Source organism: Pseudomonas sp. KH_017, assembly GCF_057840285.1.
Genome location: NZ_CM174509.1, coordinates 6,050,319 through 6,062,452 on the forward strand (window position 1 = coordinate 6,050,319; position 12,134 = coordinate 6,062,452).

Below are 12,134 nucleotides of genomic sequence, written 5' to 3' on the forward strand. Positions count from 1 at the left end.
GAAGAACCTCAACGATGACGCAGCGCATCTGGTAGCCAGCGTTGTCTGTGGGTTCATCGCGAGCAAGCTCGCTCCTACAGACATAAGACACATCTGGAACTACTGTCGAACCACCTATCTCCCCTTCCTCACCTACCGTTTCTCTTCCAATCGCAGAAGAGGACCAAGGAATGTCCAACGCACCCCATACCCATCACTTACGCACCGGCCGCTATTCGGAAACCGGCCGGATTTATTTGCTCACAGCTGTCACCCACCAGCGACAACCCATCTTCAAGGACTGGCATATGGGTCGTGTGGTGGTAAGCGAATTCAGGAAGGCATCTGAGGACGGCCAAGCCTCCTCTATTGCCTGGGTGGTCATGCCGGATCACTTTCACTGGCTGGTCGAGTTGCATAGCGGTGATTTGCCGAAACTGATGCAAGCCACCAAATCTCGAAGCGCCCGCGCTATCAACAAGGCGAGAGGTTGTCACGAGACGCTATGGCAAAAAGGTTATTTTGACCGGGCGTTGCGTCGCGAGGACGATCTGAAAGCGATGGCCCGATATATCGTTGCCAACCCATTGCGAGCAGGGCTAGTCGACCATATCGGCGAATATCCGCTATGGGACGCCATCTGGCTCTGAAACGCAGCCCACCGTAGGAGCGAGCTCGCTCGCGATGGTCGCCAACGATAACGCTGGCATCCTGACACCCCGCGGCGTTCTCAGGTTCATCGCGAGCAGGCTCGCTCCTACAGGATTGCGTCTTTCCACACGTCTCGTGAATGCTTGCAACCATTCCCTCCAGCCGCCAGCCGTGTAGAATCGCGAACATTCATCGCCAGTCATCCCCGGCGGGTTTATGAGCTCAAGCTGAAGCGCGCGGCGATCCCGCAAAGTTATCGGCAACTTCCGGACACGCGGCCATTTCTGAGTGTTCCAGACGTCAATAGAAGCTCACTTCCCTTTTGATACCTGATTAGCCGCCCGGAGTGCTTCATGCCTGATTACCGCTCGAAAACATCCACCCACGGCCGCAACATGGCCGGTGCCCGCGCACTGTGGCGCGCCACGGGGATGAAAGATGACGACTTCAAGAAGCCGATCATCGCCATTGCCAACTCGTTCACCCAGTTCGTACCGGGCCACGTGCACCTCAAGGACCTGGGCCAACTGGTCGCCCGCGAGATCGAACGCGCTGGCGGCGTGGCGAAGGAATTCAACACCATCGCTGTCGATGACGGCATCGCCATGGGCCACGACGGCATGCTCTATTCGCTGCCGAGCCGCGAGATCATCGCCGACTCCGTCGAGTACATGGTCAACGCCCACTGCGCCGATGCGATCGTGTGCATTTCCAACTGCGACAAGATCACCCCTGGCATGCTGATGGCGTCCCTGCGCCTGAACATCCCGGTGATCTTCGTCTCCGGCGGCCCGATGGAAGCCGGCAAGACCAAACTCGCCTCCCACGGCCTCGACCTGGTCGACGCCATGGTGATCGCCGCCGACTCCAGCGCTTCTGACGAGAAAGTCGCCGAGTACGAGCGTAGCGCCTGCCCGACCTGCGGTTCGTGCTCCGGCATGTTCACCGCCAATTCGATGAACTGCCTGGTCGAAGCACTGGGCCTGGCATTGCCGGGCAACGGTTCGACCCTGGCCACCCACAGTGACCGCGAACAGCTGTTCCTGCAGGCCGGCCGCACCATCGTCGAGCTGTGCAAGCGTTACTACGGCGAGAACGACGAGTCGGTATTGCCGCGCAACATCGCCAACTTCCAGGCGTTCGAAAACGCCATGACCCTGGACATCGCCATGGGCGGTTCCACCAACACCATCCTGCACTTGCTGGCCGCTGCCCAGGAAGCCGAGATCGATTTCGACCTGCGCGACATCGACCGTCTGTCCCGTCACGTGCCGCAACTGTGCAAGGTCGCGCCGAACATCCAGAAGTACCACATGGAAGACGTGCACCGCGCCGGCGGGATCTTCAGCATCCTCGGCTCGCTGGCCCGTGGCGGCTTGCTGCACACCCAGCTGCCGACCGTGCACAGCCGCAGCATGGAAGAAGCCATCGCCAAGTGGGACATCACCCAGACCACCGACGAAGCCGTGCACCACTTCTTCAAGGCCGGTCCGGCAGGCATCCCGACGCAAACCGCGTTCAGCCAGTCGACCCGTTGGGAAACCCTGGACGACGACCGTGAAAACGGCTGCATCCGCAGTGTCGAGCACGCGTACTCGCAAGAAGGCGGCCTGGCCGTTCTCTACGGCAACATCGCCCTGGACGGCTGCGTGGTGAAAACCGCTGGCGTCGACGAATCGATCCACGTGTTCGAAGGCAATGCGAAGATCTTCGAAAGCCAGGACAGCGCCGTGCGCGGCATCCTTGCTGACGAAGTGAAGGAAGGCGACATCGTCATCATTCGCTACGAAGGCCCGAAAGGCGGCCCGGGCATGCAGGAAATGCTCTACCCGACTTCGTACCTGAAATCCAAAGGCCTGGGCAAAGCCTGCGCCCTGCTCACCGACGGCCGATTCTCCGGCGGCACCTCGGGCCTGTCCATCGGCCACGCTTCGCCTGAAGCAGCTGCCGGCGGCGCGATTGGTCTGGTGCAGGACGGCGACAAGGTGCTGATCGACATTCCGAACCGCTCGATCAACCTGTTGGTCAGCGACGAAGAACTGGCCTCGCGCCGGGTCGAGCAGGACAAGAAAGGCTGGAAACCGGTGGAAGTGCGTCCACGCAAAGTGACCACCGCACTGAAAGCCTACGCCCTGCTGGCCACCAGTGCCGACAAGGGTGCTGTGCGTAACAAGGCGATGCTCGACGGGCTCTGAGTTTTAACCGTCGAGCATGAAAATGCCCCGCCATGTGCGGGGCATTTTTATTATCAACTCGGTCAACTGTGGGAGCGGGCTTGCTCGCGAAAGCGTCGTGTCGGTCAATATATATGCCTACTGACAGACCGCTTTCGCGAGCAAGCCCGCTCCCACATTGGATCAGTGTCGTCTTACTGGATGTCTTCAGGCTTGACGATCACCCAGTTCTTGTCAGCCGTCACCGTCAACCCTTCCTTGGCCTGGGCCGCGGCGTTCTTGGCCATCATGCCGTTGATCTGGGTCATGTACTTGTCCTTGCGGTTGACCCACAGGTGGATGCCGCCCTTGGCCACGTCAACACTGTGGAACAGCATGTAACCATCGCTGCTCGGGGTATCGCCGCCAACCAGCACCGGTTTTTTCCATTCATCGATGTAGGTCAGGATCGCCGCGTGCTTGCCGGCCATCCAGGTTGCCGGGGTCCACAGGTACGGGGTCAGTTCGAGGCCGAGGTTGGCCTTCTCGTCATACTTGCCGGCGGTGACCTGCTTGCGCGCGGTGGTCAGTTCGCCAGTCTTCGGGTCCTTGAGCAGCAGCGACACGCCGATCACGTTCTGCGGCTTGACGTTGTAGCCGTACTTCGGATCGGCCGCGACCATGCGCACCAGTTCTTCGGAGGCGGCGGTCATCACGTAGACCTCGATGCCGTTCTCCATCAACTTGTTGTACAGCTCTTGCTGGCCGGTGAAGATCTTCGGCGGGTTGACGTCGAGTTTCTTGACCACGTCGCCTTCGTAATAAGTCGCTGGCACCGGTTTGCCCGACGCCATCATCTCGTCGACGTAGCCCTTGAGTTCCTTGAGCGTAAAGCCGGAGAACACCTGGGCGACCCATGGATAGCAGACCATGTCGTCAAGTTCACAGAGGCGGTAGTAGTAGCTGAACAGGCTTTCCTTGTGGTCGGCGGTGTCCTTGAACGGCATCAGCTTCAGGGAGGGATCGAGCTTGTCGCGGGTGATCAGGCCCTTGTTCTCCATGAACGGCAGCAACGACTCTTCGAGGTCGTAGCGGTAACTGGTGTTGTCCATGTCGAACACAGCGTAGTTACCTTTGTTGGCATTGGCGGCGATCATCGCGTCCAGTGCCTTGGCCTGATCGGCGGGCCAGTGTTTCAGATCCGTTGCGAGAACCTGGCCGGAAAGGCCGAGGCAAAGTGCTGCCGCGAGAAACGTCGGTGCGAACTTCATTTGCAAATCTCCCTGATTTAAAGGAGATCGACGCTAACAAATAAGTGTGACAGTCCTCGCCTGTCAGCGACCGCCTGCGTCCCTTTCGCGCCAGTTGCATTTCTGACAGCGACATCCGCTTATTCCAAAAACGACGGAGACCATACGTTTTTGATATTAATTCATTAGTTTTCAAGCTGTTAGGCTTGCCGGTTCGCAGCTGCCCCGGAAGGCAGTTGGCAAAAGTCTAATGGGAGTTCCAATGAATCTGCCGCTGATTCTCAATCTGCTGGTGTTCCTCGCCCTGCTCCTCGGCCTGGCGCAAACTCGCCACACCACTTGGAGCCTGGCGAAAAAAGTCCTGCTCGCCCTGGTGCTGGGCGTGGCGTTCGGCGTGGCCTTGCACACCGTTTACGGTGCCGGCAACCCGGTACTCAAAGCCTCGATCGGCTGGTTCGATCTGGTGGGCAACGGTTATGTGCAACTGCTGCAAATGATCGTGATCCCGCTGGTGTTCGCCTCGATCCTCAGCGCCGTGGCCCGCCTGCACAACGCCTCGTCGCTGGGCAAGATCAGCTTCCTGACCATCGGCACGCTGCTGTTCACCACGGCCATCGCGGCCCTGATCGGCATCGGCCTGACCAACCTGTTCGGCCTGACCGCCGAAGGCCTGGTGGCCGGCACCCAGGAAATGGCGCGCCTGCAAACCATCCAGACCGACTACGCCGGCAAGGTCGCCGACCTGAATGTGCCGCAGCTGTTGCTGTCGTTCATTCCGCAAAACCCGTTCGCCGATCTGGCGCGAGCCAAGCCGACGTCGATCATCAGCGTGGTGATTTTCGCGGCGTTCCTGGGTGTCGCGGCGCTGCAATTGCTCAAGGATGATGCCGAGAAAGGTCAGAAAGTGATCAACGCCATCGACACCCTGCAAGCCTGGGTGATGCGCCTGGTGCGCCTGGTGATGAAGCTGACCCCGTACGGCGTGCTGGCGCTGATGACCAAAGTGGTCGCCGGCTCGAACCTGCAAGACATCATCAAGCTCGGCAGTTTCGTGGTGGTGTCCTACATCGGCCTGGGCCTGATGTTCGTGGTGCATGGCGTGCTGGTGTCGGCCGCCGGGATCAACCCGCTGCGTTTCTTCCGCAAGATCTGGCCGGTGCTGACGTTTGCCTTCACCAGCCGTTCCAGCGCTGCGACGATTCCGTTGAGCATCGAAGCGCAGACCAGTCGTTTGGGCATCCCGCAGTCCATCGCCAGTTTCGCCGCTTCGTTTGGTGCAACCATTGGCCAGAACGGTTGTGCCGGTCTGTACCCGGCTATGTTGGCGGTGATGGTGGCGCCGACCGTGGGAATCAACCCGCTGGACCCGCTGTGGATCGCGACGCTGGTGGCGATTGTGACGCTGAGTTCGGCCGGTGTGGCCGGGGTTGGCGGTGGTGCGACGTTTGCGGCGTTGATCGTGCTACCGGCGATGGGCTTGCCGGTTTCGCTGGTGGCGTTGCTGATTTCGGTCGAGCCGCTGATTGATATGGGGCGTACGGCGTTGAATGTCAGTGGGTCGATGACGGCGGGTGCGATTACCAGTCAGGTGATGCAGCAGACTGATAAAGAATTGCTGGATGCGGATGAGCATTCGGAGTTGGCTCACGCTTAAGTCTTTCAGCGACTGAGCGGGCCTATTCGCGAGCAAGCCCGCTCCCACAGGGGATTTGTGTCGATTACAGATCCAATGTGGGAGCGAGCCTGCTCGCGAAGCTTTTAAGCTTTTTCCCAGACTTCGAAGTTGTACGCCGGTTTGTCGCCTTCGGCCGGATTCGGCACATTCGAAACCAGTTTCCACTGGTTCAAATCAAACTCCGGAAACCACGCATCCCCTTCCGGGCTCAGCGCCACGCGAGTCAGGTACAACCGATCAGCCTGCGCCAACCCTTGCGCATACAACTGCGCACCACCAATCAGCATCAGCTCATCAACGCCCTGCTCCTTCGCCCATGCTTCGGCGCGAACGACGGCAGCTTCCAGCGACGGATAAACCTCCGCGCCTTCGAGCAGCAGATCCACCTGACGGCTGACCACGATGTTCAATCGGCCCGGCAGTGGGCGGCCGAGGGAGTCCCAGGTCTTGCGGCCCATGATGATCGGCTTGCCGAGCGTGGTGGCCTTGAAATATTTGAAGTCCCCCGGCAAGTGCCAGGGCATGCTGTTGTCGACGCCGATCACACGGTTTTCACCGAGGGCTGCGATCAGGCTGAGGGGGAGTGATTTAGTCATGCCGGCGAGGATACCAGAGCCTCGCTTTCGCCGATAAGCGCCACAGCGGTTATGCTCACAGCTCATTTAAGCGACGGGATGCCGCGTGACTGAACTGAATAACCTCTGGCTGACAGAAACCATCCGCCTGCGCGAAGAACACGCAGGCCCCCTGGAAGACCTTGAAGCCAACCGACTGGCCCGCAGCGCCGGCGGCGATTTGCCGTCGCGCATTCAACGCCGGGCCCTGTGGCTGGCCGAACGCGATGGACTGGCCGATGCTCTCAAACACTGGCTGCAAGGCGCGCGACTGGCGCTGATCGTCATGGCGGTGCTGGCGGTGATCAGCGGCGCCGGCCTGGCCTTTGCTGCAATGGGCGACGGCCTGCACCCGGTGAATGTGTTCTGGGCCTTGGGCAGCCTGCTCGGGCTCAATCTGATACTGCTGCTGAGCTGGGGCCTGGGCCTGGTGTTCGCTGGCGAACAAGGCGCCAGCCTCGGGCGCCTTTGGCTGTGGCTTAGCGAAAAGCTCGCCCGGGACGCCAAAGCCGCGCAACTGGCCCCCGCCCTGCTGCTGTTGCTGCAACGCCAGAAACTCAATCGCTGGGCCATCGGCGTGCTGGTCAACGGCTTGTGGTTGCTGGCGATGCTCAGCGCACTGGTGATCCTGCTGACGTTGATGGCAACCCGACGCTACGGCTTCGTCTGGGAAACCACCATCCTCAGTGCCGACACCTTTATTGCCGTAACCCAGACCCTTGGCGCGCTGCCGGCCCTGCTCGGTTTCAGCGTGCCCACCGAGGAGATGATCCGCGCCAGTGGCGACGCCGCACTGAACATCGAAAGTGCCCGCCAGGCCTGGGCCGCCTGGCTGGTGGGCGTATTGCTGGTCTACGGCGTTTTGCCGCGCCTGCTGCTCGCGCTGTTTTGCCTGTGGCGCTGGAAGACGGGGCAAACGGCGTTGCGTCTGGATTTGAACCTGCCCGGTTATGCGCAACTGCGCGAACGCTTGATGCCCACCAGTGAGCGTCTCGGCATCAGCGATGCGGCGCCTGAGCAATTGCATCGAGTGGAAAGCGGCGTCAGCGAACAACAAAGTGATGGTGCTCTATTGGTCGCCATCGAGCTGGACGACGACCGTCCGTGGCCACCGCAATTGCCGAAAAACGTGAACAACGCCGGCATTCTCGACAGCCGCGAATCGCGGCACAAACTCCTCGAACAACTGAGCCGCTTTCCCCCGGCACGCCTGGCCATTGCGTGCGATCCACGGCGTTCGCCGGATCGCGGCAGTTTGGCCTTGATTGCCGAACTGGCCCGCAGCGCCAGCGCCACCCGCGTGTGGTTGTTGCAGGCGCCCCCCGGTGAAGCGCTGGACGCCGAACGCCTGGGCGACTGGCACGTGGCGCTGCAACAGCTTGAGCTACCTTTTGCCGATTGTGCGCCGATGAACTGGCTGGAGACGGGTCATGACTAACCCTCTGAAACTCGCCGTCGTCGGCCACACCAACGTCGGCAAAACCTCGCTGTTGCGCACCCTTACCCGTGACGTGGGTTTCGGCGAGGTGTCCCACCGTCCCAGCACCACACGACACGTAGAGGGCGCACGGTTGTCGGTGGACGGCGAGCCCTTGCTCGATCTCTACGACACCCCGGGCCTGGAAGACGCCATCGCCCTGCTCGACTACCTCGAACGCCTGGAGCGTCCCGGCGAACGCCTCGACGGCCCGGCGCGGCTGGCGCGCTTCCTGGATGGCAGCGAAGCCCGGCAACGCTTCGAGCAGGAAGCCAAGGTGCTGCGCCAGTTGCTGGCGTCGGACGCCGGGCTCTACGTGATCGACGCCCGGGAGCCGGTGCTGGCCAAGTATCGCGACGAGCTGGAAGTACTGGCCAGTTGCGGCAAACCCTTGCTGCCGGTGCTGAATTTCGTCAGCAGCACCAACCACCGCGAGCCGGCATGGCGTGAAGCGCTGGCGCGGCTGGGCTTGCATGCCCTGGTGCGCTTTGACAGCGTTGCGCCGCCGGAGGATGGCGAGCGTCGACTCTATGAAAGTCTCGCCCTGCTGCTAGAATCTGCCCGGCCGCAACTGGAACGCCTGATCGCCGATCAACAAGCCCAGCGTCTGGCTCGCCAACAAAGCGCAGAGCGATTGATTGCCGAATTGCTGATCGATTGCGCAGCTTGTCGGCGCAGCGTGGTCAGTGAAGCCGAGCAGGAACAACAAGCGATCAACGAACTGCGCAAAGCCGTACGCCAGCGTGAGCAGCGTTGTGTCGAGGCCCTGCTCAAGCTCTACGCCTTCCGCCCACAGGATGCCGCTGCCAGTGATTTACCGCTGCTCGACGGCCGTTGGGGCGATGATTTGTTCAATCCGGAAACCCTGAAACAACTGGGCGTGCGGGTCGGTGGCGGAATCGCTGCCGGCGCGGCTGCCGGGGCCGGGGTCGATCTGCTGGTCGGTGGCATCACCCTCGGCGCCGCGGCGCTGGCCGGGGCTATCGCCGGCGGCGCCCTGCAAACCGCCCGCAGTTATGGCAGCCGCTTGCTCGGCAAGCTCAAGGGCCAGCGCGAACTGACGGTGGATGACAACGTGCTGCGCCTGTTGGCGCTGCGTCAGCGGCAATTGCTGCAAGCGCTCAATGCCCGTGGGCATGCGGCGATGGACAGCATTCAGGTGGCCACGCCACAGGATAAAACCTGGCGCGAAGGCAAACTGCCTGAGGTGCTGAACAAGGCGCGGGCGCATCCGCAGTGGTCGTCGTTGAATCCTCATCCCAAATTGAATCAGGCGGAGCGGCAAGAGCAGGTTGAGGTGTTGGCGCTGCAGCTTTAGTGGCCTGACCGATGATTTATGGTGTCAGCGCTGGCCTCTTCGCGAGCAAGCCCGCTCCCACAGGGTTTTGTGCTGGAACAACAATCCGTGACCAGACACAAATCCAATGTGGGAGCGGGCTTGCTCGCGAAGGCAGCCACTCGGTGCCGAGACTTACACCGCCAGCAAACGCACCGCTTTGCCCTTCAACACCGCCAGATCAATCACCGACACATGCATCTCTTTCGCCATTTCATCCCACTGACGCATGCGCAAGCTCACGGCACACAGCGGGTCCAGCTCGAACGCCTCAGCCTCTTCAGCGGTCATCACCCCACCCTGATATTCCAGGGTTCGGCGACTGGCCTCACTCAAACGCTCGTAGTATCCCGCCTCTTTCAGCGTCAGATAACGCTTGGCCTGCACGTGGTATTCGACCAGCCGCGCCATGCGCTCGCTGAATCCGGCGCGGCGCAGATAATCCGCGCCCAGACGCTCATGGCTGACCACACCGAAGCCGCCCATGTTCTCCGCGCGCTCAGTGCAGATATGCCCGATGTCGTGAAAGAACGCCGCCAGAATCACCTCATCGTCGAAGCCTTCGGCCATGGCCAGCTCAGCGGCCTGGGACATGTGCTCGATCTGCGACACCGGTTCACCGATGTAATCGCTGTCGCCAAAACGCTCGTACAAACCGAATACTTCGGCGACAACTTGTTCATTGCGCTCCATCAGACTTCCCCCAACACAGCTGCGATGTTTCGTTCAGCCATCGCCGGGCCGACGCTCATGCCGACACCGGTGTGCATCAATGCCACGCCCAGGCCCTTTGCCGGGCGCAGGAACGAGAACGGTCCCGGCCCCCGTGAACCATAGACCCCCTGCCAGCGTTCGATCACTTGTACCTTGCAACCCAGGGTCTGCTCGGCCAGCTCGATCATCCAGTCGTCGACCTGCTCGGCATTGAAGGGTGACGGATCGCTGCCGTAATGGTGCGAATCACCAATGATCAACTCGCCATAGGGCGTCGGGCTGATCAGCAGGTGGATGCCGTTTTCATACAGATGCGGCGCGTAATTCAGGATTTCTGCCTGTACCGCCGCGGCCTCCGGCAAGTCGGCGAAGGCGCCGTAGTGCACGCAACTCAATCCGGTCAGCAACGCGTGTTGCAGGTTGAGGTTGATTTGCGGGCGGGCACGGAGCATTTGCAGGCGGCAGATTTGCGGCTCCAGTTCGGCGATCTGTTCGGCCAGCAACGTCTGATAATCGTGGCCGGAGCAGACGATGATCTGCTCGGCACTGAAGCTGCCGGCGGTGCTGTGCAGGTGACCCGGCTCGATATCGCGCACCAGGGTGGAGAAGTGAAACTTGACGCCCAGATCGCGGCGCAGGAAGTCGATCAGCGCCGGAATCGCTTCGCGGGAATACAGTTGCTGGTCGTCCATGCCATGCAAGGCCGCGCGGTGATGGCGGAACTGGCCGCCGTACAAATCGCGCAGCGCGGCGCCGCGCAGCAGGTCGACACGGTAACCGTGTTCGACGGCGCGGCCCTCGCAGAAGGCTTCCAGCAGTTGCTCTTGCGCTTCGGTGCGGGCGAACAGGTACGAGCCATTGCGCTTGAGTTGCAGGCCGGCGAGCTGCGCCCAATCGCCCCAGATTGCGCGACTGGCGCGGGCGAGTTCCAGCATCGGTCCCGGTGGTTGGCCGGTGACCAGTGCCTGGCCGAAGTTACGCACCGAAGCGCCAACAGGCGTTTCGCTGCGCTCGAAAACCGTGACCTTCAGACCGCGCTTGGCGGCGGCATACGCGTGGGACAAACCCAGGATGCCGGCGCCGACGATCAGCATGTCGTTGTGTTGTGTCATCTAGAGATGCCCTGAATTTGAATCCGCTATCGCGAGCAAGCTCGCTCCCACATTGGTTTTGTGTTCGACGCACATCCCCTGTGGGAGCGAGCTTGCTCGCGATGGGGCCCTGTCAGTCGATAAAGATCTTACTTGGCCGCCACTTTCTCGGACTTGCCGTCATAGCGCTTGCGCCATTCGGTCAGGATCTGGTCGCGGTTTTTCGAGGCCCAGGCAAAGTCGTTCTTGATCAGGCGCTGTTCGTAGTCGGCCGGCAGTTCGGTCTGCGGCTTGGCGATGCCAGGCTGGGCGAGCACGGCGAAGTTTTCTTTGTAGAGCTCCATCGCCTCGGGGCTGGCGGAGAAGTCAGCCAGTTTCTTCGCCGCTTCTTCATGGGCAGTGCCCTTGATCACCGCAGTCGCTTCGATCTCCCAGCCCAAACCTTCCTTCGGCAGGATGATGTCCAGCGGCGCGCCCTGGCGCTTCAGCTGAACGGCCGGGTACTCAAAGGAAATACCGATCGGGAATTCCCCAGCCGCCGCCAGTTTGCAAGGCTTGGAACCGGAGTGAACGTACTGGCCGATGTTCTGGTGCAAGCCGTCCATGTAGGCCCAACCCTGCTTCTCGCCGAAGGTTTGCAGCCAGGCGCTGACATCGAGGAAACCAGTGCCGGACGAGGCCGGATTCGGCATGACGATCTTGCCCTTGTACTCAGGCTTGGTCAGGTCCTGCCAGCTCACCGGCTTGGTCAGGCCCTGCTTCTCGGCTTCGACGGTGTTGAAGCAGATGGTCGCGGCCCAGACGTCCATGCCGACCCAGGCTGGCGGGTTTGCAGCGTCGCGATAGTTGGCGCCGATCTTGCCCAGGTCTTTCGGTGCGTAGCTTTGCAGCATGCCTTGCTGATCGAGAATCGCCAGGCTCGAAGCGGCCAGGCCCCACACGGCGTCAGCCTGCGGACGGGCTTTTTCGGCCAGCAGTTTGGCGGTGATGATGCCGGTGGAATCACGCACCCATTTGATTTCGACGTCCGGGTTGGCCTTTTCGAAAGCTTCTTTGTAGGTCTTCAGTTGTTCGGCTTCGAGGGCGGTGTACACCGTCAACTCGGTTTTCGCCGCAAAGGCGTTCAGGCTGAAAGCGGTAAGGACAGCAGCGGCCAGGGCCATAGGCTTGAACATGATCTTTTCCTGTTTTTGA

General features: G+C 61.1%; 10 protein-coding genes. 5 read left to right on the forward strand and 5 right to left on the reverse strand.

The annotated features are described in order from the left end of the window. Positions 1-170 precede the first annotated feature (170 nt). Entirely contained in the window at positions 171-629 is a 459-nt protein-coding gene (locus AC3IT6_RS27625) for an REP-associated tyrosine transposase (RefSeq protein ID WP_489353735.1), read from the forward strand. A 354-nt stretch (positions 630-983) separates the two neighbouring features. After that, positions 984-2,825, forward strand: coding sequence for a dihydroxy-acid dehydratase (gene ilvD / locus AC3IT6_RS27630; protein ID WP_489353736.1), 1,842 nt, complete (start codon positions 984-986; stop codon positions 2,823-2,825). Between the two features lie 173 nt (positions 2,826-2,998). On the opposite strand, the gene AC3IT6_RS27635 is transcribed toward ilvD, so the two are convergent. Beyond that, the gene (locus AC3IT6_RS27635; RefSeq protein ID WP_489353737.1) at positions 2,999-4,054 is read right to left on the reverse strand and encodes an HAD family hydrolase; all 1,056 of its coding nucleotides are present in this window, start codon (positions 4,052-4,054) and stop codon (positions 2,999-3,001) included. A gap of 241 nt (positions 4,055-4,295) precedes the next feature. Between AC3IT6_RS27635 and AC3IT6_RS27640 the strand changes: the two genes are divergently transcribed. Beyond that, positions 4,296-5,687, forward strand: coding sequence for an L-cystine transporter (locus AC3IT6_RS27640; protein ID WP_489353738.1), 1,392 nt, complete (start codon positions 4,296-4,298; stop codon positions 5,685-5,687). 104 nt (positions 5,688-5,791) lie between these two features. On the opposite strand, the gene AC3IT6_RS27645 is transcribed toward AC3IT6_RS27640, so the two are convergent. After that, positions 5,792-6,304 (reverse strand): dihydrofolate reductase, encoded by a 513-nt coding sequence (locus AC3IT6_RS27645; RefSeq protein WP_489353739.1) that lies wholly within the window; start codon positions 6,302-6,304, stop codon positions 5,792-5,794. An 85-nt stretch (positions 6,305-6,389) separates the two neighbouring features. On the opposite strand from AC3IT6_RS27645, the gene AC3IT6_RS27650 reads away from it, so the two are divergent. Both AC3IT6_RS27650 and AC3IT6_RS27655 read left to right on the forward strand, forming a co-directional pair. Beyond that, positions 6,390-7,760 carry a DUF2868 domain-containing protein gene (locus AC3IT6_RS27650; protein WP_489353740.1) on the forward strand — a complete coding sequence of 457 codons (1,371 nt, stop codon included), beginning with the start codon at positions 6,390-6,392 and terminating at the stop codon, positions 7,758-7,760. Continuing rightward, a complete protein-coding gene (locus tag AC3IT6_RS27655; protein WP_489353741.1) occupies positions 7,753-9,117 on the forward strand; it encodes a GTPase/DUF3482 domain-containing protein in 1,365 nt (454 codons plus the stop codon). The genes AC3IT6_RS27650 and AC3IT6_RS27655 overlap by 8 nt, the downstream gene beginning before the upstream one ends. 153 nt (positions 9,118-9,270) lie before the next feature. On the opposite strand, the gene AC3IT6_RS27660 is transcribed toward AC3IT6_RS27655, so the two are convergent. The 3 genes from AC3IT6_RS27660 to AC3IT6_RS27670 form a co-directional block, all read right to left on the reverse strand. Further along, positions 9,271-9,828: a phosphonate degradation HD-domain oxygenase gene (locus AC3IT6_RS27660; RefSeq protein WP_489353742.1), complete on the reverse strand. Its 558-nt coding sequence runs from the start codon at positions 9,826-9,828 to the stop codon at positions 9,271-9,273. Further along, positions 9,828-10,961: a TIGR03364 family FAD-dependent oxidoreductase gene (locus AC3IT6_RS27665; RefSeq protein WP_489353743.1), complete on the reverse strand. Its 1,134-nt coding sequence runs from the start codon at positions 10,959-10,961 to the stop codon at positions 9,828-9,830. Before AC3IT6_RS27665 ends, AC3IT6_RS27660 begins: the two co-directional genes overlap by 1 nt. A 128-nt stretch (positions 10,962-11,089) precedes the next feature. Beyond that, a complete protein-coding gene (locus tag AC3IT6_RS27670) occupies positions 11,090-12,115 on the reverse strand; it encodes a putative 2-aminoethylphosphonate ABC transporter substrate-binding protein (RefSeq protein WP_489353744.1) in 1,026 nt (341 codons plus the stop codon). Between the last annotated feature and the right edge of the window lie 19 nt (positions 12,116-12,134).

Bases quoted from the DNA above. Each gene is read 5' to 3' on its own strand.
- AC3IT6_RS27625 (WP_489353735.1), top strand. From the start codon at position 171: ATGTCCAACGCACCCCATACCCATCACTTACGCACCGGCCGCTATTCG.
- ilvD (WP_489353736.1), top strand. From the start codon at position 984: ATGCCTGATTACCGCTCGAAAACATCCACCCACGGCCGCAACATGGCC.
- AC3IT6_RS27635 (WP_489353737.1), bottom strand. From the start codon at position 4,054: ATGAAGTTCGCACCGACGTTTCTCGCGGCAGCACTTTGCCTCGGCCTT.
- AC3IT6_RS27640 (WP_489353738.1), top strand. From the start codon at position 4,296: ATGAATCTGCCGCTGATTCTCAATCTGCTGGTGTTCCTCGCCCTGCTC.
- AC3IT6_RS27645 (WP_489353739.1), bottom strand. From the start codon at position 6,304: ATGACTAAATCACTCCCCCTCAGCCTGATCGCAGCCCTCGGTGAAAAC.
- AC3IT6_RS27655 (WP_489353741.1), top strand. From the start codon at position 7,753: ATGACTAACCCTCTGAAACTCGCCGTCGTCGGCCACACCAACGTCGGC.
- AC3IT6_RS27660 (WP_489353742.1), bottom strand. From the start codon at position 9,828: ATGGAGCGCAATGAACAAGTTGTCGCCGAAGTATTCGGTTTGTACGAG.
- AC3IT6_RS27665 (WP_489353743.1), bottom strand. From the start codon at position 10,961: ATGACACAACACAACGACATGCTGATCGTCGGCGCCGGCATCCTGGGT.
- AC3IT6_RS27670 (WP_489353744.1), bottom strand. From the start codon at position 12,115: ATGTTCAAGCCTATGGCCCTGGCCGCTGCTGTCCTTACCGCTTTCAGC.